We start from the raw sequence: 23,586 nt of genomic DNA, 5'->3' as shown, positions 1-23,586 counted from the left end.
CGGTGAACTTCCACGGGCTTCTTGCCGCGGTGGTGAAGGCTGTCGGGCCCTCCGGGAGGTAGGTGAGGACGTCGAGGAGGAGGGTGTGGGAGACGGCCAGGAGCGAGCCGTGCTTTTCGGCGGTGTGTTGCAGGAAGTCGGCGCATCGGGTGGCGCGGCTGTAGAGGTCGGTGAGGCTTTCTGCTGCTCGTCAGCGCCTGTCCGGGCATCAGCCGAACGACGGCACGATCTTCTTCTTGCCGCCCTCTTCCTTCCAGGCGACCTTCGCGTCAAAGGTCTTGCCCTTCGATGAGACGAACCCCGTGCCCTGGATGGTCTTGCCGGCTGCCAGGTCCTTGCGCTGTGCATCGGTGAAGGTCACCTGGCACCAGGACCGCGGCGGCTCGTCGCCGGAGCCGAAGCCGGGGACGATCTTCTTGGCCTTCGCGTCCCAGCTGACCTTGCAGCCGAAGGTCTTGCCGGTCCTCGCGCTGACGAAGTCGTCGATCTCCAGCGACTGGCCAGCCAAGAGCGCCGTGACCTCCGCCGGCGTGAACGTCCGGCCGGACCACTTCGTCGGCTTGTCCGGCACCTCCAGCTGGAACCCGACGAACTTGCGGCCCTTGAAGTCGCCGACGCCGAGCGCTCCGGTGGCCGTGTAGGGCTTGCCCGCCTTGTTCGTGGCCTCGAACGAGATCGTCTCGCCCGCCAGCAGCTTCGCCACCTCGTCGTCACTGAACTCGTGGCCCGACCAGATCTTCTTGAAGACGACCTTCTTCGGGCCGCCCGGAGCGGCCTGCCACACACCCTCGGCGCGGGCGGCGACTACCTGCTCCTTAAGACCCAGCTCGGCGCGCATGGACGCGGCGTTCTTCGTCATCGTGGCAATGTCCTCGCGCACCCAGTCGGCGACGACGGCCAGGCGCTCCTCGGCGGTCGCCGTCCCGGCGGCGATGTCGCGCATGTCGGCGTAGACCTTCTCGGTGAGCCCGAGGTCGCCGATGCGCGTGCCCGGCAGGAGCCGCCAGCTCATCTCGCCGGCCTGCGCCAGCCTGAGCTTCCGGCCCTTCTCCGTCAGCAGCGGGTACTTCGCCTTGCCATTGGTGACCTCGGAATACGTCGAGGTGCGGGTCGCGCCCGTGCCCACGTCGCGCTTCTCCAGCTGCTTCATCAGCCACTTCATCGTCGGATGCTCGGGGCGCTTGTTCGCGCCCTCGAAGATGAACGGCCCCGCGATCTGGCCCAGGCCCTTGCCCGACTCGTTCTCGTCGCCTTCGGCCGTGTCGTCGCCGGCGTCCGGATCGAACACGGCCCGCCAGCCGGGGCTCTTGGGCACATTGGCGATGCCGACGAAGTCCGGGTACTTCTCCACGTGGCCCTTCTGCTGCTCGTAGAGGTAGTCCTCGGCGAGCATGGCCAGGTAGTTCTTCGCGAGCATCTCGTAGATGAGCCGTCCGGCCTTGCCGTACTTGTGCTCGACCTCGTCCAGCGAAGAGGGCACCTTCGGACCCGGACGATTCGCGCCGTGCGCGCCCTGGGGCTTCACGTGTGTGGACCGGGGCTGGCGGTGCGTCAGAAGCCCAGCGTCGACGCCGACCACGGCGGCGATCTTGTCGACCAGCGGGGCGAGGTCCTTGAACTGCTCGGGCGTGATCGTCTTATCCTCCGTGCGCGGGTACGAGACGACCTGGTCCTCGTACATCTTCTGGTAGGTCGAGAGCGTCAGGTTCGCCTTCACCCCCTTGCCGACGAGCATCGAGGACAGGGACGCCAGGTCGAGCAGCTTCGGCGGCGCGGTCTTCTTGCCCGCCTTGCCGTCCAGGACGACAGGGGAGGGGCCGTACTGCTGCGGCACCTGGCCCTTCTGGTCGAACCGCGGCTCATCAGGATTCGTGTACATGACGTCGTTCTCGTCGCGGAAGCGGTTCTGGAAGAACGGCTTCTTGACGTACGCGTCATGAGCCTTCTGCTGGTCGCCGACGAGAGAGACCATCGCCGACTTCAGCCGGCCCTGGCGCAGCACGAGGTCCTGACCGGACTGGCGGCCCATCGCCGTGGCGATACGGGTGAACTGCATCGAGAGGAAGTCCCACTGCGAGCGGTACATCGCCTTGCGGTAATCGCCCTCGTCCTGCATGGACTTCACCGGCCGACGCTGCTCGAAGGCCTTCTGGATCGACGCCTTCGACTCGTCGGTGAACTCCATGCGGCTGAACTTCTTACCGTGGAAGCCGAGTTCGTCGATCGCCTCCCAGAAGAGCAGGTCGCCCTCACCGGACGGATCCAGGTCCGTAGCGATGACGATTTCGTCGCCGCGGCTGAGCGCAGAACGCAGCGTCTTGATGACGTCAGAGACGTTCTTCTGTGGCTCGCGCTTCCACGAAAGATCCTGCGGGTTCCACGGCAGATTGCCCAGGTCCCACTTCTGATAGGCGTCCGCGAGCGAGGAGCCCACCATCGCGTGCGGCTGGGCGAACTCGTAGAGATGACCCCTCAGGCTCGCCACCTCGTAGGCCGTGCCCTTGTAGCTGCCCTTCGTCCCGCCGAGGGTGCTGGCCATGTTCCTCGCTGCGCTCGGCTTCTCTGCGACCACGATCGCGACCATGTCGACTCCTTCTCATCGTTGACTTGGAAGCGAGTACGAGCCTACTCGAAAAGAGCTCTCTAATGAGAGTCGAAAGGTATCTGAAAGGACTTTGAATGGTGCGAGAGTCATGTAAATAAGGCCGGAGCCGGCACGCTGTTCGAGCAATCGCCGCTCGTGAAAAAGAGAGACGACCCCGAGAAGCACAGCTTCTCGGGGTCGTCATCTGTCGAGCGCTGTCACCGCCCAGTCGGCAACCCCACGCCGAGCCGGACGCGGTACACCCGCAGCACCTTGCCGAGAGTCTCGAGTCCCTCCGGGTGCTTCAGGCCTTCCTCCAGCTCCTTCAGTCGGACGGGCCGCACACCGGCCACCTCGGCGACCTGCTTGCGCGTGGCCTGACCCCTGAGCTTGATCAGCAGATCCGGCAGGTCCGCGGTCAGGTCCTCGAACATCCGGAACTTCTCCCGCTCGCCCATGCGCGTGTGGCCGACATGGATCGCGCCACAGCTCTCTTCGCACCAGTACCAGCTCGTCGACGCATCTTCCCGGAGCTTCGCGGGGATCTCCTGCTCGCTCCGGTAGCGGCGCTTGAAGACCCACGTCCCTTCGCGCTGCGTCCGGCATCCGCGCGGCGCGTCCTCGGGCCGCGAGGCCGGCGCGGCCATACCCGCACACCGTGGAGTGCAGTACAGGCCGAGGTACACCGGGTCCTGGGCGCGGAGGCCCAGACCCTTGCCGCACGTCTTGCAGCGCTGCCGGGCGGGGAAGAGCTTCTCCTTGCTCGCCGTTGTCATCGAATCGGCCGTCCGTCCCGCTTGCGTTCAAGCTTCAGCTGCTTCCTGGTCGCCTCACGGGCCTTGTCCCGGAAGTAGATCGCCTCCTTGTGCGTGATCGGCGCGTCGTGGAGGTTGTGCGAGCCCCGCAGGAAGTTCTCCGTGCGGTCGGCGATGGAGTACGCCAGCGCCTGCTCGACCACCGCGCTGGTCTGGCGCACCTCGCCCAGCTCGTCGCGCAGCTTGCGCAGCAACCCGTCCCGCTCGCGTTCAGCGGCCTCGATGTTCGCCAGGCGTGCCACCACGCTGCCCAGCAGCGGGTCGCGGGAGCGGAACAACTCGACGGCGCGCTCGGTGGCGGGATCGGCATCAAGGTGCAGGTCGAGCTGCGCCAGCAGGAACGCCGTCACCAGAGTGCCCTGGCTCAGCCGCTGGCTGAACTCCCGAGCAGTGCTGTCGCTCACGCCCAGCTCACGGACTGCGGCTGCTCGCAGCTGCTCCCGCAGCGCGTTCATGATGCGCTCGGGCAGCGCCTTGATGTGCGGCTGGCTCTGCACGCCGGCGAGCCGGAAGCCCGACTGGGGGAGCGTGGCGGTCTCGGCTGTGCTGCCCGATCCACCCTTCGATGCCGCACTCTGCACGGCGTCCTGATGGTCGGTGAGCCGGAGCGAGCCGGGCGTTACATGCTCGGGTTCATCCGGTGTGGCGACGACGTCGTGAGAAGTGACTTCCGCCGCGGCAGCGTCCTCGACGTCTGGCTGTGCCCCGGGAGCTGGAACAACATCAGCCATAGGGCCTGCCGGCGCACCGCCCGGGAGGGTCCCGGCCGTTCCTCCCTGTCCACCGACGTCACCACCACCACGCTGGTTGGGTCTGCCGACCCGCTCGGAGTCGCCGGCGTCGGGCTCGTAGTCCGGCTTCAGGTCCAGGCGATCCTCTTCGGCGTCCACGTCGGGATCAGCCTGCAGACTTCCAACCTCGGGTTGAGAGTCGACGTCGCCGGCCTCGTCAAGCTGCGCCTCCGGCTCGGGCGTTGCCACCTCAGGCTCAGGCTGTGCCGCCTGGGCCTGGACGCGCTTGAGCTCTTCGCTCCCGCCGCGCCGGTAGGCGTCGAGGAACGACGTGTCCACCTCCATCACCTCGGCGGTGGGTGTGGTCGCTTCCAGCATCTCTGCGAAGTCCCGGCTCATCCGAGCTCGCCGTCCTCGTCATCCAGGAGGTAGTTGTCGCCGCGGGTGAGCCCGATGAGGGAGTCGAAGCCTGTGGTGACGACGCGTTCGAGGTTTGCCGAGTTCTTCGCCAGCGCCGCGACCTGGTCGACAAGCTCGTTGAGCCGTGCGATCTCCAGGGTCGGCAGATCGTAGTCGAGGTTCTCGCGTCGGATCTTCTCGACCACCGCCTCGGCCACGTACTCGTTCACCGAGGAGAACCCGCGCTTGTCAGCCCAGTACGCCGCGCGCTGCTTGTCGTCCGGGTCCAGCCGGACGAACATGCCCTGGGGGCCGCTGCTGCTGTTGCTCTGCGTCGCACTCGGGGGCTTCTTCTTCGGGCCGCGCGCAGGCTGCGTTGTCTTCTCCCGCTCCTGTGTGACGGCCATGCGCGACCTCTCCTTGCCTTGTTCGACTGATCTATGGGGACATCTTATCAACGCTATTAGATAAGTCGCCTGCGCTCTTTGTGCTTGGGCTCGAATACCAGTAGAGTCGCAGCCGCGCCCAGTCAGTCCCCCCTGGCGGCGCATCGCCGCAGCAGGTGGCCCTGCTCGATTCCTTTCCTCTCGGGCGGGGTCACCTGCTGCGGACCACACCCACCTTCGCGTGACGGCGAGAAGGGAAAAGGCCCGGTGCGACACATCTTCCGCACCGGGCCCTTCGTCTGCCTGATGGACTTCCGCTCAGCGGCCGGGCATGGGAGTCGGCGTCGCATTTGTCGTGCAGTCGACGAGCCCCTGGGTGAACCTCGGCGACTGCCAGATCGCTTTGTCCTTGTCGTCCGTCAGGTGTTCGACGATCGACCCGGTGCCGAGGGGCGCGCCGCCGGCGAAGAAGTGCAGCGCCTCCTGGCTGAAGCCCGCGTTGTACACCAAGGTCGACAGGCACTGGCCGGCCGCCGTGTAGGTCTTCTTCTGGCCCTCGTCCCGGGCGTAGGAGGAGAACATGGAGACCAGGCCCTTGGTGAGCTCGATGGACGAGTTGACCGGCTGATCCGCGCGGACCGGGTGAGCCGGCTTCAGGTTCGGCTTGCCAGCTACAGGCCTCGCGGCTGCCGTCGGCGCGTAGCTCTGAGTCTTGGGGCTGCTGCCGTTCGGAAGTACAGCCTTGTCGATGCACGCGTCGAAGTCCTCGCGCAGTGACCGCGAGGCCAAAAGCGCAGCGTCGTCCTCGCTCACCTTGTTCAGTCCATCGATGACTGCACCCATGTCGTCGCTGTCGGCCTTGACGATGTGGGCCAGTGCTCCCTCCGGCATTCCCGCCTTCCGCACTGCTCTGGTTGGGCAGGCCCCGCCGTCCTTGCTGGAACTCTCAGCGCCCTGGAGGGCGAGCTTGTCCAGCGCCTCACCGAGGGCCATATCGGTGACCTTGACGGTGCTCACGGTCGGACTCGGCGCAGACGGCGCCTGGGTTGTACTGCCGTCGCCACTGGAGCATCCGGCGAGCAGAGCGCCCGCGGCCACACCGAGTGCTGCGGCCGAGGGCGCAGCCTTCCTCGTCCTCCAGGTCTTCATCACTTCTCGCCTCGCCTGTCGCTGACCAGCCCGATTGGATCGACTGGTCTTCGAGGATATCTTATGCGAATGCCTATTGAATGACAGTCTGTGATGAGTCAGAATGCCGCGAAGTGAGGGGGTGCAGAGGGCGCGCCGAGCGGGGCTCGGGCCCGCAGGGTGCCTGCGGGCCTGTTTGGCGCTCGGGGATCAACGGAGTTGATCCGGAGGGCTCTGCGACACCTCGTGCGCGTGTCGGCTACGGGTGGCCCCCTGTCGGGCGGCTGTTCGTGGGCCTCTCATCTCCTCCTACGAAGGGCTGCTCGACATGACTGCTCTTGCTTCTGCGCGGGCCACCACCGACGTCGATCCGCTGACGCTCACGCTGCTCGTGAGCAGTGACCAGAAGACCTGGCACCCGATCGTCTTCGAGGGTGAGAGCCCGGCCTACGTCGACAAGCAGGCCGCGGCCCGGCTCAAGGAACAGCCGTACCTCTCCGTCGAGATGGACGACTCGACCTGCTACGGCCAGTTCCCGCGGACCTTCAATGCGGTGTTCGCGTCCATCACCCGCGACCAGCAGCTCGTGCAGGTGCACACGCTCTGACGCGCATCCGGCTTTCAGAACGAGAGATAGGACGGACCATGACTCTGTCTGCTGTGCACGTCCCTGCACCCATGAAGCCCGGTCCGGTCGTCTACACCGACCAGCAGCTCCTGCACGTGCTCATCCACCTGGCGCAGGGAGAGAACACCCTGGGACGTCGCACCTTCGAGCAGCGCCGCAGGGGCATCGATCCATCAGCTCCGCTCTACGAGCGCCGCTTCGGCAGCTGGAACCGTGCGCTGGAGCTCGCGGGTCTCGCCGTGATCGAACAGCCCCAGCAGCTCCAGACTGCGACGACAAAGTGGACCCAGGAGCAGCTCATTGCCGCGATCCGGCAGTGTCTGCGGGAGACGGGATCCACGACGCTAGCGGCCTACGAGGCCTGGCGCACGGATCCGGCGGACCTGAAGAGTGATGTCCCGCCGGCCACCACCATCCGCTTCCGGATGGGCAGTTGGTCGCGGGCCACAGAGCTGGCTTGCGGCTGAAATCCATCGGTTTCTGCGACACCGTTCTTTTCGCGCTGCGCCCTGTTCAGCCCTGCGCAAATCCCACTACGACCGAGCCGAGGACCCCATGACCGTCGTCGCCGCACCGATCCCTGACCTCCTCCCGGCCGACGCTGCGTCGGCCGAGATGACCCGTACGGTCACCGCGCCTGAACTGCTCGGCGTCGCCGCGCAGCTGCCCGAGCTGGAGTGGTGCCCCTTCTGCTCCTACGACGAGACCAGCGAGCCGGGCCTGCCCCGCGACATCGTCAAATGCACCGTCGAACCCGCCCTGCCGCCCGAGGACTGGGACCCGCGCTGGGGCCAGGGTCCGCTGTACGAGGTCACCTACCTCTCCTGCGGCCACACCCTCGCCGAGCTCTGCGAGTCGGCGGCTCCCACGCTCCACTCTCCGAAAGACCTTCCCCACGCACCCCCTGACGGCATTACAGAGCCTGGTGCTCCTCTTCATCGTGCTGGCCATCGTCGCCTGCATCCTCTGGATCGCCCGTGAGATCAGCACCCAGACCCGGACGCCGGCACCGGCCGCGCAGCGCCCGGAGACCGACGGGTCCACACCCATCGTGCGCATCGCGGTCCACCGGCCGAACGAGCCATACGACCACGAGAAGCACGGTCTCTGAAGACCAGCACTCCATTCATCTGACCGCCCTCAACTCCCACGCCTGAGGCTGCCGTCCGTCATCGAAAAGGAAGGAATCCGCACCGCATGGCCAATTTACGACGGAATCGGATCACCGCAGTCGAGGGTCGGCAAGGGGCCATGGCACGCGGCCAGTCGCCGACCCGTCATGAGTCGCACCTGGCGCCGGTGAATCTGACCAAGCCGTACGTCTACGGGCAGAGCGATCCGGCATCCCGGCCGGTGGTGCCGGAGGTCAAGCGGCGTAAGCGGCGCAGCGCTCGGGACGTCGTCAAGTCCGTGCTGTCGCGAGCGACGCGCATGGTCGAGCGGCCCACCGAGCTCTCGGAGGGTGAGCCGACGGTCCGGGAGCAGTTGACGTACGCGCGCATCGTGATCGACGACATGCTCCTCGACCTGGACGCCGGTGACGTGAAGGAGCAAGACGCCCGGTCCCTGCTGCGGACGGTCGAGGACATCTACGCCCAGGTGTCGGGCGTCGAGGTGATCGAGGTCGAAGACGCGAGCGCGTCAGCAAAAGGGCGAGCCTCAGTTCCGAATGAAGGTCCGTGAGTACGAGGGTCCCAATTTCCGTCAGGCGTTCGTCGTGCACATCGACGGCACTCGCACATCAATCAGCGACTGAGCTAACGGCAGTCCAGGACGCAGCAGAAACGCCGCGCCCCGGGCTGTCGACTGTCAGACGCAATTACCGTCCCGAGGAGGACTCATGCCCACCCATTACAAGAGGCCCGAAAAGCACTACGTGAAGCCCGGTGACACCGTGGTAGTGAAGCTCGGATGGTCCGAGTGCATGATGAGCCTCGGTCTCGCCGGGAAGTTCATGCCGGTCCGCATTCTGGAGAATGACGGGTTCGGGCAACTCCTGTCGGTCGACACCGAACGCGAGTACTCCATGCCGAATCCGCTCGGCTGGATGAGCTTCTACAAGGACGACGAGGGCTGGTACTCCCGCGACGTCTACGAGATTGGCGCATCCCGCACCGTGACCCATACGACCGGCCGGTTCTACGTCTACGTGGACGGCAAGCAGCTCTACGGCGTCCAGTCTCGGCTGTTCGAGGAGATGCGCGACGAGGCCCGCGCGATGCACGAGCGGGACATCCCGAGCGCTGAGGTCAGGTTCGTGGAGAACAGCCGGTGCCTGCCCACCTGGTGGTCGTGCTCCGTCGTCGTGCCGCTCGACACCGAGATCCGCGAATTCGACGGCCCCCGGTACCGGGACACGTGGATCGACCTGCCGACCCACTTCAACCTGTTCGCCGGTCGCTACCACTTCCAGGAGGTCTGAGCGTGATCGTTGGCTACAGCTACGCGGCCGAGAACCTGTGCCCGAGCTGCACGATCAAGGCGATGCGGGCAAGCGGCATCACGGTGCAGCGCGGCAAGCCGCACGAGGAAGCGATTCGTAAGGCGGCCGAGAAGCTCGGGATCGACTTCGACGACGAGCACTCCTACGACTCCGGCGACTTCCCCAAGCCGGTAACGGACCAGCAGTGCGAGACCGAAGTGACCGAGCTACCGGATGCCGAGCCCGGCGTGCGCCACGCCATTTCCGATGAGCGGTGCTCCGGCACCAACTGCGGCAAGTGGCTGAAGCTCGGGGAGAAGTCGCCGACCGAGGCCGGTCTGACCCGCTGGGTCCGCGACGACTACGAGCTGCCGCAGGCCCTGGCCCGAGAGATCGCCAGGAAGTTGCGCGAGTGGGGCCTGTCACACAAGGAGTTCATCACGGAGGACAACGTCCGCCAGGCCGCCGCGATGTTCCCGCATGACTACGCCACCGTGCACGCCGAGGGCAACCCGCAACACATCGAGCTGCGGCGCACCCCCGAGTACGACGACGCCCCGTGCTTCTACTGCGAACAGCCGTGGGAGAAGCACACGTTCACCTGCATCACCTGCGCCAACCACGTGCCGGCCGATGCGCCGCACGGCCACGAGGTCCAGGTCAAGGGACAGATCAAGTTCCGTGAGGCCAAGCCCACGACATGAGAGGGAAACACCCATGCCCGCAGTCTCCGAGCTGTACGACACCAACGGATCGCACGACGTGCTGACCGGCATGCTGGCAGCGCTCCGCAGCACTCAAGGCCGAGGCGTGAAGCTGACGCCGGTTCAGAGCGGCTTCCTGGAGCACTTCGGTGCGATCGACAAGGCGGCCCGAGAGGGCGGCCAGCTTCCGGACGCCTGGCACGCCCAGCCCGGCATGCAGACGGACCACCCGCACATGACGGTGCTCGTCTGCGAGGGGGACCGGGTGATCTCCGAGGCGAACCGCAACATCCTCAAGGTCAAGTGCGGGGAGCTGCGGTCGGCGCTCGAAGCGTGGAAGCAACTCAAGGCGGAGGGCGACAGCCCGCGCGCCGAACGCGAGGAACTGGAGCGAGCAGCCGGCGAAGCAGAGAACGTCGCCAAGCATCTTCAGATCCTCGGCGTGGTGGACGGCCTTTTCGAGGGCTGGGAGATCTGAAAGCCCGCCCGGTCGATGAGCAGCGGATGCCGTCCTCCCCTATGCGGCATTCGGCGGGTTTGACTCCCGCACCGGGCACTTACACACATTCGTCTCAGCAGCAGAAAGGGAAACCATGGGTGCGAGCATGCGTGAAATGCGCGAGTCGGCTCGTGAATACCTCGAAGGAGAGGGTCGCGACCCGGAGCGGTACAACATCGACGGCATCGTTCGGGACGCCTGGGTCGACGGCAACGGGTCGGACGAGGTGTGGAAGGCGGCCGTCGAGAAGCACCACATCCGGTTCATGGTCGGTGACTGGGTGCGCATCACGGTGGAGGTCGAGGACGGTTTCACCGAGCACCACTACGGTCCGATCGAGAACTTCCGCAAGCCCGACGGGAATTTCTACCGCCGTAACGTGGCCAAGCCGTACGCCGCTTTTCTCCACCCGGAGTACACCCGCAGCCACGTCGTGCCGCTGTCCGAACTGGTCGCGGAGGTCGAGGACTTCGAGATCGTCACCGAGTGCTCCCAGGTCCACGAGGGTGGGCCGCGGCACAACTACGGGGTCTACCAGTGCATCGGCGGTCACGGCCCCTACCCGCCGCCCGCCACGGTGATGGTGATCCACAAGGTGTCTGGGCGGAAGAAGCGGTTCTGCGACGCCTGCAACACCCCGGAGAAGCGGGCCGGCCTCGCCGACGAGGCACTGATGTACCAGCGCAACGCCAAGCAGACGATCTTGAAGCTCCGCGCGAACGCGGAGCTGATCACCGGGCCGACCGGCGACCCCTTCTCCTCCTACGACAAGACCGAAGCCGACGTGTACCGGGAGTTCGCTGACACCTTCCCCTGGCTCGTCCCGGCCAAGGCAGCCGAGGTGTACGCCGCATGGAAGGAGCAGCAGGGTGCGCACGCCGCTGCGTAAGACGTGCACGACGGGCGGCTGCCAGAGCAGGGCGACCCACCTCCTGGAGTACAACGACGACTCCCCGCTCGCGGACAACGTGCGCCGGGTGCACGACCAGGTGTGCGAGGAATGCGGCAACAGCTACATGCGCACCAACCGGGTCAAGCGCTGGCGCCCGTACCTGGCACGCAACGGTGCCGCAGAGCAGAGCATGTCGCCGAGGATCAGGGCCCGGATTCAGTCGGACGACGAGCCCGACGCGTACCCCCGGGACAGCGACTGGTGGGACGTCAAGGACGCTGCAGAAATGCGCGCGGGTCTGCTCCAGGTGTACGTCATCGACGTCATCGACAGCGTCGGCGAGGTCATCACGGAGTGCCCGAACCGGCTGGCCGGTCCCGGCTTCGAGGGCGTCTACCAGCGGCCCGCCGAAATCGAAGAGAAGTGGCTGGCGTACTGCGCCGCTGATCACTGGACCCCGTATTTCGGGATCGGGCCCGGCGACTTGGTCACCTTCGGCGGGGAAAACCTGCTGGTGGTCAATTACGACCAGGTCGACCAGGACTACGGCGACATCGGTGCCAACACCGGGTTCATTCTCTGTCAGCCCACCACCACGACGGCCGTCCGCCTCCTGGTGTGGGTCGAGGAACTGAAGAAGGTCAGGGAGGTCACTACTGGAAGGAAGCGGAGAAGTGAGCCTGGCTCGAACGGTTGAAGTGGTTTGGTACTACCGGGACCCGCGTGGCGGCCCGGGGCAGGACGAGACCGCGGAGCGCAAGACGGACGTGGTCCTGCTGGAGAAGTACGCCGACGAGCACAACATGTCACTGGACGTGTTCGGCGAGGTCCGTCGCTCCCTGGCCGTGAAGTACTTCGGAGAGAGCCTCAAGAGCAACAGCATCTTCGCCGACAGCATCACGAGCGTCTGCAACTGCGAGTCGACCGAGGCGTGCGAGTACGCCGAGTTCGGCGGCCACCGGTTCAGCCTCAGCGACGGCTCGCGTATCGGCAGCATGACGATCCGTGAGAACGTGCCGAACCCGCGCGAGGGCTACCCGAACTCCAGGCTCGGAGTGGAGAACGTCAAGAAGCAGTGGGCCGAGCTGACGCTGGCCGCGATCATCGAGCAGGAGGGGCACCGGTGAGCGACGTGCAGGAGCACCTGGCGAAGATGCTGCGGATCATCGGCATCGAGAAGATCACCGCGCGGAACATCGAGAAGGTGTGGGTCCGCATCCGGATGTGGGAGGTCGCCGTCCGGTGCTCCCGCTGGGACGCTGACGCCGACGAGCAGCGGTTCACAACGGTCGAGGAAGTCCGCGAGAACGTCGGCGTGGCCGCAGCCGACGGCACGAAGAAGCTGACGGACGTACAGTTCGACAGGCAGCTCGCCCACAACGTTCGGGCCGAGGCCGAGAAGTCGTACGCGTCCCTCACCCGCTTCAACTGAGTACGTGCTCAGGGAAGACGAGGCCTTCGTCCGGGAGAACGGGCGCGTCTTCATCTTCACGAGGAACCCCTGACCAATGAAGATCGCCGTTGTCAGCCCGACCGCGCTGCTCACCACGCCGTGGAGCAGCCTCCACCACATGCCGCTTCCCGCACCGAGCGACTTGGCCCAGGATCTCGTGCGGTCCTACCGCCTGATCGGACGACTACAGCAGGCGCACCAGACAGAAGGCAGCGCAGAAGAGTGGCAGTCCGCAATGAGGATCATCACGGACGCAGCCGCAGCACGGGTCAGGACCAGCTCCAGCTATATCGAGAAGATCCGGCAGCTCGCTGCCGACAAGACGTACCTGATCGACAACGGGCTCTGTCACGAAGAGCAGTAGACCCAAGGACGCCACAACAACTCAGCGGCTCACCATTCCGGTGGGCCGCTTTTGTTATGCCGGAAGGACGACAACGTCGCCGTCGAGACCATCCACGGCGCACTGGCCGACGAGATCGAGGTGATGAACCGAGCCCGGGCCGCCTTCTACGACCTGATGGTCAAACACAACACGGACCTCATCAGCGCCGGGTTCTTCGGCCGCCCCACCTCCTGAAAACCTCTAAGGAGACCTGACCATGCCCCGCTACACCCTCGTCGAGCACGAGAACCTGGCCAACTTCGTCGTCGCCGTCGCGGTCACCCCGAAGCTGGAGGCCAGGGCCAAGCAGCATATGGGCGTGATCTTCGACGACCATGCGAAGGCCGACACCGCCGCGAACGAGATCAACGACTGGGCCTGCGTCCAAAACGAAGGCGTCGAGCCGCTGTACCCGAACCGCGTCGCGCACCTGACCGGCTTCTCCTCGAAGTGCCGGATCGACGGACGCCGTCTCTACATTCCGACCACCACTTCCGACACCGCGATCAAGGATTCCTGACCGTGCAGGGGCCGAAGTTCAACCCGCCCTACGGTGGCGCCATCAGCCAGGTCACCGATCCCGCCGAGCATCACGGCTACCTGCACATGGTCGCCTGGGCCGTAGAGATCGGGTCCCACGCCCAGTACATCAAGGATCGGTGCGCGAAGGCGAAGGCCGCAGGCGCCCCGCTGGACACCCTGTACGAGCGTTCGGGTCCCTGCGGGGTCGGTACCGGAGAGTGGGTGCGGTTCAGCGACATCAACACCACCGGCCACGACGCGGCCCGCGGGTTCGTACGCATCGAGCAGTACGTGCGGGAGCTGGTGCGCTACCAGCACGCCGTTGCTCAGTACCGTAAGTGGCGCAGGACGGCGCCGCCGCTCAAGACGTTCACCGTCACGATCACGGCTCCGATCACCACGACCGTCCGTGCGCTGGACGAGGAGGACGCGCGCCGGACGGCGATGGCCGGCTGGGCGCCGAGCCCGGACGGCACCGCAACGGCCCGCCTGGCCGGACCGCCCGGATCGTGGGTCGCGAAGTTCAACGGCACCCCGAGCGTCAAGGAGGTCCGGCGATGAACCCGATCGAGCTGCGCGCGCTGATCCACAAGGACCTGAACGCGCAGGCCGGCACGCAGTGCAGAGACATCCTGACCGTCGAACCGATCCCGACGGTGCCTGGCGAGCCCGTGCTCCTGCGGGTGCAGGCGCCGGACCCGATGGGCGCGATCCGCACCGACCTGATCGAGATCAGCGAGGAGCGCTGACGCCGCCTGCTTCCGTCGTTCCCGGCCGGTGTGGAGGGGGGACTTCGGCGCCTACGGTGCCGGGCTCGCCCGGGTGCTGGCTGTCGCCGGTGTCACCGTTGGGGACATGGACCGTCCGGACCGGACCGCATGCGCTGGGCTCAGAAGGGCCACGGCGGGTCAGTCCCCCTTGGCCGAGGTGAAGTCGTCGACGAAACCGCCCTCGCCGGCCGGCTCGTCTGTCCGCTCGCGGGTGCTCATGACGTACGCGCCGGCCTCGCCGACCTGTTCATCACCTGCCCGCTCGACGGCGCCCCGCAGCCGCTCGTACGTCGCGGCGTCGAGGGTGCCCTCGGCACGCAGCACGTCGAGCACGCCGAGGGCGTTGTCTTCCAAGGTGCGGCCGGCGTCGTCAGACGCTTTGAGAACCTTCGCGATCCCTTCGAGGCCGATGTCGCCGTCGGCGTTTATGGCGGTCAGCTCGCCGAGCACGCGCCCCGCGTCGTTGGGCACGAGGTACGGCCGGTAGCCGAAGGGGCGCCGTACGCGCGTCTCGCGGTCGTCCTGGTGGCTGGTCTGCTCGGTCACGGTCTCTCTCCGGTGTTCATCGGCGCGGGCCGTTCTGCGAGCGAAAGCCTGCCAGAAACCCCACGGTTGTTCGGGATGTGCCGTGGCGCCCTGCGGGACCCGCCCGGCGGGGTGCCGAGCGGGTGCTGCAGGGGCGGCCGGTCAGTCTTCCCAGTGCATCTCAGGTACTGCGGGCAGCCCGGCGTCTTCCCGGCGCTGCATCTCACGTCGTACTGCGTCGGCCGACTCCTTACTGAGCCCGCCGAAGTGCTGTCCAAGCAGCGTGTCGCGGTGCGCGTCCGGCTCGGCGTCCATGTCGCCGATCGTGGCTGCCTCTGCTGCTACTTCCGCCCAGAGCTTCCCGGCCACGTCCTCGATCACTCGGACATGCATCGTGGCATCGCCGGAACTGCCCAGGGATCCGTACCACTCTCCATGTTCACGCGTAGCGGCCTTGACGTCTCCGGAGGCGAACGCCCGCTTCACGTACCTCGCATCGCGCACGAATGTGCTTGTCGCCTGATCGAGTCGACTGTCAATCGCCGCGATGGCTGCCTCGCCGGCCTCTTCGATCGTCGCGTGCCGCGTGAATGCCCCGTTGATCGACAGCAGATAAGCAGTCATGACCGCATTGTCGCGTTCCACGGTCAACGGCGCCGCCCATTCTGCGACTTCCAACCTGCCAGGAACCCGCGGTTGTTCGTGACGTATGTCGTCGACGCGCCCCCACGTCTGCCGCCCGCGGTCACCATACGACGGCGACCACTGCGGCGGCGGCGAGTAGCCGCACGAGGTTGCCGACGAGGATCTGCAGCGCGAACGCGATCACGGCGAGCCCCGAGGCGGGGCGTCGATCTTCCACGCGCTGACGGGGTCGGCCCATGCGGCGATGACGGGAATCGCGATCAGCGCGCACACGCGGATCAGGTCGCCGAGGTTGAGAATCGCGACGGCGGCGATGTGGCGGGCGGTGAGGCAGGCGAGGCGTCGGTTCATGAAGTGCTGTCTCCGTTCGAGGGGCGCACGGCGTACCGGCCGTACTTGGGTTGGTGTACGCGGGGGTCGGCGCCGACCTACTTGCCGATCGTTGCGGCGTGCGGCGGCGTGACGGTGGGGTGCAGGCGGGCGATGACGTCGCGGATCGCCTCGGGCCCGATGCCGTTCTCACCGGACTTGAGCACGATCTCGAAGACGATCTGCTTGCGCGGGTCGCCGCCTGTCTCGCGCAGGTCTTCGACCTCGACGGGCGGCGTGTGACCGAGCCCGCTCGCCTCGAAGATGCCGCGCACCTCGGCGTCGAGGTCGGGGTCGCTGCCTCGGGTAGTGGCGTCGTCGATCTGCTCGTGACACCGGCGCATCGCGACGTCGGCGTCGGCGGAGGGCGCTGCGGACCGCCCGCCGCCACCAGGTCCTGGACGCCGAGATCGGCCCGCTGGTCAAGCAGGCGGCCCCACGCTGCTGGAGCTGTTCGGCGTCGGCCCAGAGACATCCGGCCAGCGGCTGGCCTCGGCCGGGGACAACCCCGAACACATGCGGTCCGAGGGGGTGTTCACGCACCTCGCCGGGGTCGCGCCGATCCCGGCTTCCTCCGGCCGCACCCACCGTCACCGCCTCAACCGCGACGGTACCAGGGCTGTCCAAGAAGGACATCATGCGCTGCCCCATGCGACTCGTCGCCCGCGAGGTCTACCGCGCCCTGACCAGCACACCGGCCACACACATCACTCAAAACGACCTCGCTCCAGCTGCTTGACAGCTGTATGAGCGTCCTGAGAACGGAAAATCCGATGAGCGCCAAGCTGTACGACGGGCTGCGGCTGACCGCGCACGCGCCCGACCTCTTCGAACTCACCCGTATGATCTCCCAGCGCATGCGCGAGGTCTTCCGCGAGTTGGCTGTACCCATCATCGCCAGGAACGTCGCCCGCGTCGTCGACAACGCCGAGGTACGCGAACGCGACATGGGCGGCCCCCTGCACAACTACCTCGTCTACCGGGCCCGGAAGCTCTGGCTCGACGAGCAGGCCGGACTCGATGACCGCATCACGTTCCACGATCCGCTGCGCTTCAGCATCGTCTTCGGCCAGGTCGACGACGAGTGGGGCACACACCGGCTGGCGTACCCCTTCGCCGGGAACCGCGCGTACACCGACGCGCTCCTGGCCCTCGAAGCCGATGGCCACCCGATCTTCGTCGACTACCACTACCAGAACCAGGCTGATCGGCCGGCGGAGGTCTCGGACGACGAGTGGAAGCATCGGCGCGACGACTGGAACTCTCTGCTCGACGCTGAAGACCCTGAGACCGATGGCACCTTCGAACACCTGCCCGGATGGCAGCTCTCGGAGAGCATCGAGGGCGTCTTCGACACGGTGCTGCTCGGATACAAGGACACCGTCATCGATCTGAACGCGCACCGCACCATCGAGCAGCGCATGCGCCAGGCACTGAACAGGGCAGTGACCCTCGACCTGGACCTCGATCCGGTCGACGGCATCAACAGAGTGTTGACCCGCAACCAGTGCATCGAGCGTGCGATCTCGCAGTACCTCGACACCGCCGAGGGCAAGGACATGCCGCGGCCCGCGCCACTGCCGCGTGCTCGGGAACTCGACATCATGATCAGCGAGTTGCCGCCGGTCTACGAGCCTCCGGCCGAAGCCGTTGCCCGGATCTGCGAGCTCTATCGCGAGCAGGCGCTGACTGGTGACTGATCTGGATCGACGCAGTCGATCCGGAAGTAGATCTGCAGAGGCCTCTGCACCCCCTCGCCACGGGCGCGATCGCTTCATGGGTTCGAATCCCACCGCTGTGCCGGAGCCCATGAGGTCGGTTGTCTTCCTGCTGCTACGAGCTCAACGCCGGCGCCGCCGCAGTCGCTCACCCCATCGGACAGAGCACCTTCTGAACCAGGAGCACGTCATGTTCCCCATCATCCGCACCCGCACCAACCGGCAGCTCAACACCGCGATCCAGGAGCTGCACGACCGTGCGGAGTCCGAGCGCCGCCGGCGCCTGACGGCCGAGCAGCGCCTCGAGCGGGCCCTGGCGCTGCTGGAGGGTCAGGACACCGACCTGGCCGCCCGGCTGCGCGCCGTACTCCAGGGGGACCAGCCGTGACCGCGAACCACCACCAGCCTGCCCCCCCGCCTTACCGCTTGTGCTTCAGGCCCACGGAGCATGCGAAAGCGGAGGCATCAGCTGATCGCGCCCGTGGGCGTCCCCAATCCACATCACGAGAAGAGCGAGACCACCATGGCTGAGTCCACGACCACCGTGAAGCACGACGTCACCGTCGACTTCGGCTGCATCGAGCTGACCGGAGCGCTCGTGCACGACAACGAGAACCGTGTGCTGGAACTCGAAAACGCCGAGGGCCCCGCCGAGCCCATCTCGATCAGCCTGCAGGGCTACGGCCTTACGCCCGAGCCCGGGAACGTCTTCATCAAGGACTGGTCCGAGCACTCGGGCTTGACGGCTCGCCTGGCGCAGGCAGGTCTGGTGACGCCCGTGCACGCACTCACCGTCGGACCCTTCGGTTCGACGGCCTACGAAGTGCAGGTGACGCTGTAAGTCTCGGGATCCCCATCGCCGTCGGACTGGTCCTGCTGATGTTCTGGTTCACCCTGGCAGTCGTCCACCGAGGCAAGATCGTCGATCCCGAACACTCCTACCGGCTCGCCTGCAAGGTCGACGACACCGCACGAGCGGACCAACTGAAGGCCGAGTTGCGGGACATCCGGACATCACGCCGGAGGTCTGGTCGGGGGAGTGGCCGGTAACCCAGCGAAGAACACGAGTCTGATCGGCAAAGCCGATTCGGGACTCGGAATGACAAGCATTCGATCAGCATAGCTGATTCGGAAGAGGCACTGAAAGAGAACATCATCTGATCAGCGAAGCTGATCCGGATGGTGGCATGACAGACAACTGAACATCTCAGCTCAATCCACCCACTGCGCGCGGACGACGACGTCGACCGTGCGCTGTGCTGTATTCGAGGAGAGGAACTCATGTCGAACCCCCGCAACAACGGACAGCTCATCGGCCGCCTCGCGAACGACCCCAAGGTCTTCGAGAACAAGGACGGTTCCAAGAAGGTCCTCTTCACGGTCTTCACCGACCGTGCCTACACCAACGCGCAGAACCAGCGCGACTCGGACGCCGTGCCGGTCGAGGCCTTCGTCCGCGCACAGACCCAGGGTCTGGGCCCCTACGCCAACATCCACAAGGGTGACCTCGTCGCCGTCGGCTTCACGCTCCGCATGGACCGCTACTCCAAGAACGGTGAGCCGGTCTTCGACCTGAAGGTGATCTCCGAGGACATCACCTTCCTGGAGCCGCGCTCCGTGACCCAGGCCCGCCTGAACGAGCGCGTGCAGAACGCCGAGGCCCAGAACCAGGCCCTGCAGGCCCAGGCTGCTCCCGTGGCGGCTGCCGCCCCGGCCGTCGCGCACGCGAGCGCCGTGGACGAGCAGCTGCCGTTCGGCTGAGCCAAGCCGCCACCAGCCACAACTGAATACCGAGAATCGAATACAGCGATCCCCGGTGATGGAGCCTGTCCCGCTCCGTCACCGGGGATCTTCGTTTTCGCTGAATCTCATGTCACCACGAAGGGGATCAGCGAACAACATCCTTGTCACGTCTGGAGGTCAGTCGTGAGCGCCGTCGCCATCTTGCAGGAGACCCTGCCGTTCGACTTCGCGGCCAACACGCCGCTCTGTAGCGAAGAAGACCGCCTGGCCGACCAAGAGCTGTGCAAGGGCTACCTTAGCCGCTGGGCCGGCGCATTCGGCTCTGGCCGCCAGGCGGCGCAGCCCGTCACCTTCGAGGAATTCCGGGCAGCCGCACGGCGGTTGGCCCAGTAGACCCACCACAGACTTTTGCACGGAGCGGTTCGAATCCGCAGTGCGCCGACTGATCCTCGGCGTGCGCCAGTGGGCACACCGTGCAGACCGACCGCGGAACAGGTTCGATTCCTTAGCGCTGCAGCTGATCCCTGCGGCGCGTCCCTGGAGGTCTCCGCGGCTCCGGCTTCCCCAGCACCTCGGTGCGCGCTCTGCCTTCGGGCAGCAGCTGCGCCGGGGTGCTGTGTTTTTTCTTCTTCGTGGTCGCCCTGCTCGTCCCGTGAAGGCGGTGAGCACAAGGGATCAGCGGAGCTGATCCGGATCTGGCGTTGAAGAACATCCTCGTCGCGTCAGGAGCCGAGCCATGAACTGCCCGAACTGTGCCATCGACATGGAGTCGAACGCCCACGGCGTCCGCGCCAGCAAGAAGGCCGAAGGGGTCACGCACACGTGTTCCGAGTGCGGCTACAGCGAGACGCGCTGACCAGCGGCTTCTTCGCCCTGCCTTTCCTCTTCTCCTCCTCTTCTACTGCGATCTCGAAGGAAACCATGCCGATGAACACGCTCCAGACGATGCCCGGCTTGCCCATCATTCTCATCGTCTTCGCCGCCGCCTTCGCGACGATGGGACTCGCGTTCCTCCTGCCGGACATGATCGGACGGAGGCCGAAGGCCAAGGACCACGACGGCAGGCCCGGCCATCGAGTCCGGCCCGCCGTCGGCAGCTACGTCCTCCTCGCCGAGGCCAGCGGATACCTCGAGTACGAGTTCGGCGCGGTCCCCGGCAGCATCGGCATCGTCGTCCGGCATTCCCTGAACGGCATCGACGACACCGGGGTGTTCGTCCACTGGCTGACGAAGCCGGACGACCTCGTGCACCAGGACCTCGCCGCCTTGGAGGCCGCACGCATCTACGGCGTGCGCTGTGAGTTCGACGAGCTCGCCTTCTTCGAACACGCGCCGGCCGCCAGGGCCCAGCACCGCCCACTGACCCAGCACTGACCATCATGAGTTTCCTCAGCCGCATCGGCTTCATCGAGACCGAAGAGCAGGAGCGGACCCGGCTGGCCCAGGCCCCCGAAGGCTCTCTGAACCACTACCTGTCCACCCTTCCCGTGACCATCGAAGAGTGGCCCAAGGACCTGCTCGTCGAGCTGCCCTGGGAGCCGCCGCGCACGGACCAGTCCTACCGCGTCGTCGTGGTGCCGATCGAGTTCCGGAAGGACGCTCTGCCCGACGGCGTCGAGGAAGAGCCCGTGCCGCGCAAGCGCCACTCCGGCTCCTGGACCTGCGCCGTCGTGTACTCCGACCACCCGAGCTACCCGGTCGGCGGCTACCGCATCATCGTCCCGGCCGCCGAGCTGGCCCGCGGCCGGAAGATCGAGCTCGCCGAGCCCGCAGCATGAGCACGACCCTCGACCACCCCGGCACCAACACGGACACCGACGCCCTCTTCGACGCGATCGTCGAGAACGAGGAGCGGGTGAAGGACGACGGCGCTGGTGACCACAACCGCCTGAGCCACTACGTCAGCAAGGAGGACATCGTCCGCTCCTCCACGACGAGCGAGCCCGTCTTCGCCCTCTGCGGCAAGAAGCGGGCCCCGTCGAAGAACCCGGAAAAGTACCCGGTCCGCCCGGAGTACAGGGAGATCTGGGAGAGCCTCAAGGAGGCGTAGCACCATGACCGTCAGCGAAGAGCAGAAGGTCGCCGCCGTCCACCGGCTGAGCGTGATGTCCGAGCGGCACCCCGAGCTGAAGCGCCGCGTGGCGGACGCCCGGCTCGAGCTCGCTGCCGCCATTCTCACCATGGACGCCGTGGAGGAACGCATCCAGGCCGGGGAGAAGATCCACTCCCTCCAGGAGCAGGCAGCCGTCGAATTGGCGAAGAACGCCCATGCCCAGGCTCTGGCGGACCTCCTGCGGGGCGAGTACTGAGCCGCACGCGCTCGTCCCCGCAACCACCACCGAACCACCCATAGGAGGCTCCGTCATGCCCGATGCGCCCGAATACACGCCCCGCAGCATCTACACGCTGGAACCGCACGCTGATCTTGTGACCGCCGAGAACGGATACATTCCGATCGAGGCCATCGTCGAGCGCGTCTACGGCAAGCCGTACAGCTCGCTGCGCGGATGCCAGCGGGACGACGAGCACATCGGCAATGACAGCGTGAAGCTCTACGAACTCACCTCCGATGGGGACTACCTGCAGGCACTCGGCGACCTCGACGGCGCCGAGATCTGCCTCGGCTGGGACTCCCGCACCGGCGAGAGCGCCTTCAAGACCGGCATGACGGAGCTGGACTACTGGCTGAGCATCCGCGTCGCCGACGAGAACACACCAGCCACCGTCGGGGCGAACCCGCCGGCGACGCAAGACCTTGAGAAGGCCGTGTTCGAGGGCCGGTTCTTCGCCGATCGCGCCTTCTCGCCGTCGCTGAGGCTGGTCCTCGCCGACCTCATCCGCCGCGGCGTGCTGCCGCGCGGCGACTACCTGTTCCGGCACTGGTGGTGACCAGAGCGAGATGACAGCTGAAGCGGTGGCCGAGTCCCAGACATCCGTCTTCGACGTCGCCGAGTACATCCTGCAGAAGCGCGCCGCGGCCGAGCCCGACCGGCCGGCGATGACCGCGAGGAAGCTCCAGAAGCTCGTCTACTACTGCCAGGCCTGGCACCTCGCCTGGGAGGGCAGAGCCCTCTTCCCGGAAGCCATCCAGGCCTGGGCCTCCGGGCCCGTCTGCCCTGCGCTCTACGAGCTGCACCAGGGCCACTTCGAGATCGAGGCCGGCTTCTTCGCCAAGCGGCTGCGCATGCGCAGCGACCTCGGAACCGCCTGAGCACCAGCAGAAAGAGAGAGACCACCACCATGTACAACGGCCCCTTCCGCAGGCGCTCGCTCCTTCGCGGCTGGGCGATCGCGATCGCGGCCATCGCCGCCCTGGTCGCAAGCCTGGTCATCTGGGGCAACCAGATGAGAAGCCAGGAAGCCCAGGGCCGCGCCGCCATGGCCAACACGAAGATCGTCTACGTCGCGGACCCCGTGCAGAAGCTCGTCAAGCGCACCGACGGCAGCTACTACAGGGCCACGACCGCCTCGGAGCATTCGTCCGACATCAGCTACGACTACACGACCATCGAAGACCACAACGTCGTCGTGCCCAGAAGCGTGTCGGTAGAGGAGCGCAGAGCTCAGCCGTCGTTCCTGTGGCACCGCTCGACGTTCATCAACGACATCACGGTCCGAGTCATCGATCCACACGAAGCAGACCAGACGCCGCGCGTCGAGCGGCTGCGCTGCACGGTCGAGCCCGTCGATGCGTCGAAGCCGAGCTACACCGGCGACCCGCGCGACAGGAGTCGGCTGAAGATCGGGCCCGACCAGGAAGGCACGGACGCAGGAAGCCTGAGTGGTCTCTTCTCGAACGGCGGCCAGCAGCTGTGCCAGGACCGGATCACGATCCTCGTGCCGGACGGCGGCATTCAGCCGTAGCCGACTGGGGCTCACCTCTGGGCGTCGGCAGGTGAATTCCGCGGAGCCCCCGTCGACTGAGCATGATGCTCGCCGGGCGGGGGTCTCTCTTTTTCTGCCTGATCAGGGCATGAGGACCCGTGCACGGCGAGCGGCAAGGCGGCCCGCATCGTGGCGGCCGCCGAGCTGCACGACGGCAACGCCCCCGAGGCTCCGGCCCCGGCGGAGTACCGCAACGGCGCGGGCGGCACCCTCGGGCAGACGGAGGCCGCGCCGTGCGAGGCGGAGGCCACTCAGAAGCAGGAGACGGTCGAGACCGCGCGCACGGAGGCCACGGCGGAGGCTGGGGCCGGTCGGGCCGACCGGCCCCAGAGGCACGGCCCCCGCGTGCCCCTCAGTGGCGGGTGAGCCCCGAGCGCCGTATG

Annotated in this window: 39 protein-coding genes; 30 read left to right on the top strand and 9 right to left on the bottom strand. The window is 66.6% G+C overall.

Going from position 1 to position 23,586, the window contains the following annotated elements:
• Positions 1–208: 208 nt before the first annotated feature.
• The 5 genes from ACIF9R_RS12645 to ACIF9R_RS12625 form a co-directional block, all read right to left on the bottom strand.
• The gene (locus ACIF9R_RS12645; protein WP_399978139.1) at positions 209–2,584 is read right to left on the bottom strand and encodes a DNA topoisomerase; all 2,376 of its coding nucleotides are present in this window, start codon (positions 2,582–2,584) and stop codon (positions 209–211) included.
• Between the two features lie 218 nt (positions 2,585–2,802).
• Positions 2,803–3,360, bottom strand: a complete 558-nt coding sequence (locus ACIF9R_RS12640; RefSeq protein ID WP_399978138.1) for a helix-turn-helix domain-containing protein — start codon at positions 3,358–3,360, stop codon at positions 2,803–2,805.
• The gene (locus tag ACIF9R_RS12635) at positions 3,357–4,529 is read right to left on the bottom strand and encodes a hypothetical protein (RefSeq protein ID WP_399978135.1); all 1,173 of its coding nucleotides are present in this window, start codon (positions 4,527–4,529) and stop codon (positions 3,357–3,359) included. Before ACIF9R_RS12635 ends, ACIF9R_RS12640 begins: the two co-directional genes overlap by 4 nt.
• A complete protein-coding gene (locus tag ACIF9R_RS12630; RefSeq protein WP_399978133.1) occupies positions 4,526–4,936 on the bottom strand; it encodes a hypothetical protein in 411 nt (136 codons plus the stop codon). The genes ACIF9R_RS12635 and ACIF9R_RS12630 overlap by 4 nt, the downstream gene beginning before the upstream one ends.
• Before the next feature lie 297 nt (positions 4,937–5,233).
• Positions 5,234–5,932 carry a hypothetical protein gene (locus ACIF9R_RS12625; RefSeq protein WP_399978131.1) on the bottom strand — a complete coding sequence of 233 codons (699 nt, stop codon included), beginning with the start codon at positions 5,930–5,932 and terminating at the stop codon, positions 5,234–5,236.
• A 439-nt stretch (positions 5,933–6,371) separates the two neighbouring features.
• Here ACIF9R_RS12625 and ACIF9R_RS12620 point away from each other — a divergent pair, with 439 nt between their 5' ends.
• The 16 genes from ACIF9R_RS12620 (at position 6,372) to ACIF9R_RS12545 (ending at position 14,297) form a co-directional block, all read left to right on the top strand.
• Entirely contained in the window at positions 6,372–6,650 is a 279-nt protein-coding gene (locus ACIF9R_RS12620) for a hypothetical protein (protein WP_399978128.1), read from the top strand.
• A 38-nt stretch (positions 6,651–6,688) separates the two neighbouring features.
• Positions 6,689–7,138, top strand: a complete 450-nt coding sequence (locus ACIF9R_RS12615) for a homing endonuclease associated repeat-containing protein (protein WP_399978126.1) — start codon at positions 6,689–6,691, stop codon at positions 7,136–7,138.
• Positions 7,139–7,226: 88 nt separating this feature from the next.
• Entirely contained in the window at positions 7,227–7,652 is a 426-nt protein-coding gene (locus ACIF9R_RS12610) for a hypothetical protein (protein WP_399978124.1), read from the top strand.
• Positions 7,653–7,922: 270 nt separating this feature from the next.
• Positions 7,923–8,354 carry a hypothetical protein gene (locus tag ACIF9R_RS12605; protein ID WP_399978122.1) on the top strand — a complete coding sequence of 144 codons (432 nt, stop codon included), beginning with the start codon at positions 7,923–7,925 and terminating at the stop codon, positions 8,352–8,354.
• A 157-nt stretch (positions 8,355–8,511) separates the two neighbouring features.
• Complete coding sequence (locus ACIF9R_RS12600; RefSeq protein WP_399978119.1) at positions 8,512–9,093, top strand: hypothetical protein; 582 nt, start codon at positions 8,512–8,514, stop codon at positions 9,091–9,093.
• A gap of 2 nt (positions 9,094–9,095) precedes the next feature.
• The gene (locus ACIF9R_RS12595) at positions 9,096–9,797 is read left to right on the top strand and encodes a hypothetical protein (protein WP_399978117.1); all 702 of its coding nucleotides are present in this window, start codon (positions 9,096–9,098) and stop codon (positions 9,795–9,797) included.
• A 13-nt stretch (positions 9,798–9,810) separates the two neighbouring features.
• Positions 9,811–10,275 carry a hypothetical protein gene (locus ACIF9R_RS12590; protein WP_399978114.1) on the top strand — a complete coding sequence of 155 codons (465 nt, stop codon included), beginning with the start codon at positions 9,811–9,813 and terminating at the stop codon, positions 10,273–10,275.
• A gap of 136 nt (positions 10,276–10,411) precedes the next feature.
• A complete protein-coding gene (locus ACIF9R_RS12585; RefSeq protein ID WP_399978111.1) occupies positions 10,412–11,185 on the top strand; it encodes a hypothetical protein in 774 nt (257 codons plus the stop codon).
• On the top strand, positions 11,166–11,885 hold the full coding sequence (locus ACIF9R_RS12580) for a hypothetical protein (RefSeq protein ID WP_399978108.1): 720 nt from the start codon (positions 11,166–11,168) through the stop codon (positions 11,883–11,885). The genes ACIF9R_RS12585 and ACIF9R_RS12580 overlap by 20 nt, the downstream gene beginning before the upstream one ends.
• The gene (locus ACIF9R_RS12575) at positions 11,863–12,315 is read left to right on the top strand and encodes a hypothetical protein (RefSeq protein WP_399978105.1); all 453 of its coding nucleotides are present in this window, start codon (positions 11,863–11,865) and stop codon (positions 12,313–12,315) included. The genes ACIF9R_RS12580 and ACIF9R_RS12575 overlap by 23 nt, the downstream gene beginning before the upstream one ends.
• On the top strand, positions 12,312–12,620 hold the full coding sequence (locus ACIF9R_RS12570; RefSeq protein WP_399978103.1) for a hypothetical protein: 309 nt from the start codon (positions 12,312–12,314) through the stop codon (positions 12,618–12,620). The genes ACIF9R_RS12575 and ACIF9R_RS12570 overlap by 4 nt, the downstream gene beginning before the upstream one ends.
• Positions 12,621–12,696: 76 nt before the next feature.
• The gene (locus tag ACIF9R_RS12565) at positions 12,697–13,005 is read left to right on the top strand and encodes a hypothetical protein (RefSeq protein ID WP_399978100.1); all 309 of its coding nucleotides are present in this window, start codon (positions 12,697–12,699) and stop codon (positions 13,003–13,005) included.
• Positions 13,006–13,056: 51 nt separating this feature from the next.
• Positions 13,057–13,221 carry a hypothetical protein gene (locus ACIF9R_RS12560; protein ID WP_399978097.1) on the top strand — a complete coding sequence of 55 codons (165 nt, stop codon included), beginning with the start codon at positions 13,057–13,059 and terminating at the stop codon, positions 13,219–13,221.
• Positions 13,222–13,243: 22 nt separating this feature from the next.
• Positions 13,244–13,546, top strand: coding sequence for a hypothetical protein (locus tag ACIF9R_RS12555; RefSeq protein ID WP_399978095.1), 303 nt, complete (start codon positions 13,244–13,246; stop codon positions 13,544–13,546).
• A gap of 2 nt (positions 13,547–13,548) precedes the next feature.
• A complete protein-coding gene (locus ACIF9R_RS12550; protein WP_399978092.1) occupies positions 13,549–14,109 on the top strand; it encodes a hypothetical protein in 561 nt (186 codons plus the stop codon).
• A complete protein-coding gene (locus tag ACIF9R_RS12545; protein WP_399978090.1) occupies positions 14,106–14,297 on the top strand; it encodes a hypothetical protein in 192 nt (63 codons plus the stop codon). The genes ACIF9R_RS12550 and ACIF9R_RS12545 overlap by 4 nt, the downstream gene beginning before the upstream one ends.
• 159 nt (positions 14,298–14,456) lie before the next feature.
• Here the strand turns inward: ACIF9R_RS12545 and ACIF9R_RS12540 are convergent, their stop codons facing one another.
• From ACIF9R_RS12540 to ACIF9R_RS12525, 4 genes are all read right to left on the bottom strand, one after another.
• Positions 14,457–14,864, bottom strand: coding sequence for a hypothetical protein (locus ACIF9R_RS12540; protein ID WP_399978087.1), 408 nt, complete (start codon positions 14,862–14,864; stop codon positions 14,457–14,459).
• 141 nt (positions 14,865–15,005) lie between these two features.
• The gene (locus tag ACIF9R_RS12535; protein ID WP_399978085.1) at positions 15,006–15,467 is read right to left on the bottom strand and encodes a hypothetical protein; all 462 of its coding nucleotides are present in this window, start codon (positions 15,465–15,467) and stop codon (positions 15,006–15,008) included.
• A gap of 201 nt (positions 15,468–15,668) precedes the next feature.
• Positions 15,669–15,839 carry a hypothetical protein gene (locus ACIF9R_RS12530; RefSeq protein ID WP_399978082.1) on the bottom strand — a complete coding sequence of 57 codons (171 nt, stop codon included), beginning with the start codon at positions 15,837–15,839 and terminating at the stop codon, positions 15,669–15,671.
• A 77-nt stretch (positions 15,840–15,916) separates the two neighbouring features.
• On the bottom strand, positions 15,917–16,201 hold the full coding sequence (locus ACIF9R_RS12525; RefSeq protein ID WP_399978080.1) for a hypothetical protein: 285 nt from the start codon (positions 16,199–16,201) through the stop codon (positions 15,917–15,919).
• On the opposite strand from ACIF9R_RS12525, the gene ACIF9R_RS12520 reads away from it, so the two are divergent.
• From ACIF9R_RS12520 to ACIF9R_RS12455, 14 genes are all read left to right on the top strand, one after another.
• Positions 16,200–16,607 (top strand): transposase, encoded by a 408-nt coding sequence (locus tag ACIF9R_RS12520; protein ID WP_399978548.1) that lies wholly within the window; start codon positions 16,200–16,202, stop codon positions 16,605–16,607. The genes ACIF9R_RS12525 and ACIF9R_RS12520 overlap by 2 nt on opposite strands.
• 23 nt (positions 16,608–16,630) lie before the next feature.
• Complete coding sequence (locus ACIF9R_RS12515; protein WP_399978078.1) at positions 16,631–17,557, top strand: hypothetical protein; 927 nt, start codon at positions 16,631–16,633, stop codon at positions 17,555–17,557.
• A gap of 208 nt (positions 17,558–17,765) precedes the next feature.
• Entirely contained in the window at positions 17,766–17,963 is a 198-nt protein-coding gene (locus ACIF9R_RS12510) for a hypothetical protein (RefSeq protein ID WP_399978076.1), read from the top strand.
• 135 nt (positions 17,964–18,098) lie between these two features.
• On the top strand, positions 18,099–18,416 hold the full coding sequence (locus ACIF9R_RS12505; protein WP_399978073.1) for a hypothetical protein: 318 nt from the start codon (positions 18,099–18,101) through the stop codon (positions 18,414–18,416).
• Positions 18,417–18,856: 440 nt separating this feature from the next.
• On the top strand, positions 18,857–19,336 hold the full coding sequence (locus ACIF9R_RS12500; RefSeq protein ID WP_399978070.1) for a single-stranded DNA-binding protein: 480 nt from the start codon (positions 18,857–18,859) through the stop codon (positions 19,334–19,336).
• A gap of 165 nt (positions 19,337–19,501) precedes the next feature.
• Complete coding sequence (locus ACIF9R_RS12495; protein ID WP_399978067.1) at positions 19,502–19,711, top strand: hypothetical protein; 210 nt, start codon at positions 19,502–19,504, stop codon at positions 19,709–19,711.
• Between the two features lie 534 nt (positions 19,712–20,245).
• On the top strand, positions 20,246–20,692 hold the full coding sequence (locus ACIF9R_RS12490) for a hypothetical protein (RefSeq protein WP_399978066.1): 447 nt from the start codon (positions 20,246–20,248) through the stop codon (positions 20,690–20,692).
• A gap of 5 nt (positions 20,693–20,697) precedes the next feature.
• Positions 20,698–21,096, top strand: coding sequence for a hypothetical protein (locus ACIF9R_RS12485; protein ID WP_399978063.1), 399 nt, complete (start codon positions 20,698–20,700; stop codon positions 21,094–21,096).
• Positions 21,093–21,368 carry a DUF3039 domain-containing protein gene (locus ACIF9R_RS12480; RefSeq protein WP_399978060.1) on the top strand — a complete coding sequence of 92 codons (276 nt, stop codon included), beginning with the start codon at positions 21,093–21,095 and terminating at the stop codon, positions 21,366–21,368. The genes ACIF9R_RS12485 and ACIF9R_RS12480 overlap by 4 nt, the downstream gene beginning before the upstream one ends.
• A gap of 4 nt (positions 21,369–21,372) precedes the next feature.
• Positions 21,373–21,627, top strand: a complete 255-nt coding sequence (locus ACIF9R_RS12475; RefSeq protein ID WP_399978059.1) for a hypothetical protein — start codon at positions 21,373–21,375, stop codon at positions 21,625–21,627.
• Between the two features lie 55 nt (positions 21,628–21,682).
• Complete coding sequence (locus ACIF9R_RS12470; protein ID WP_399978056.1) at positions 21,683–22,207, top strand: hypothetical protein; 525 nt, start codon at positions 21,683–21,685, stop codon at positions 22,205–22,207.
• 10 nt (positions 22,208–22,217) lie between these two features.
• Positions 22,218–22,529, top strand: a complete 312-nt coding sequence (locus ACIF9R_RS12465) for a Panacea domain-containing protein (RefSeq protein ID WP_399978053.1) — start codon at positions 22,218–22,220, stop codon at positions 22,527–22,529.
• A 29-nt stretch (positions 22,530–22,558) separates the two neighbouring features.
• A complete protein-coding gene (locus ACIF9R_RS12460; protein WP_399978051.1) occupies positions 22,559–23,182 on the top strand; it encodes a hypothetical protein in 624 nt (207 codons plus the stop codon).
• A gap of 150 nt (positions 23,183–23,332) precedes the next feature.
• The gene (locus ACIF9R_RS12455) at positions 23,333–23,569 is read left to right on the top strand and encodes a hypothetical protein (protein WP_399978048.1); all 237 of its coding nucleotides are present in this window, start codon (positions 23,333–23,335) and stop codon (positions 23,567–23,569) included.
• Positions 23,570–23,586: the final 17 nt, after the last annotated feature.

The sequence above is a fragment of the Streptomyces sp. NPDC086080 genome (assembly GCF_044540255.1).
Classification (GTDB): Bacteria; Actinomycetota; Actinomycetes; order Streptomycetales; family Streptomycetaceae; genus Streptomyces.
The sequence above is the reverse complement of the archived record's forward strand: the minus strand, read 5'-3'. Positions and strand labels throughout refer to the sequence as shown.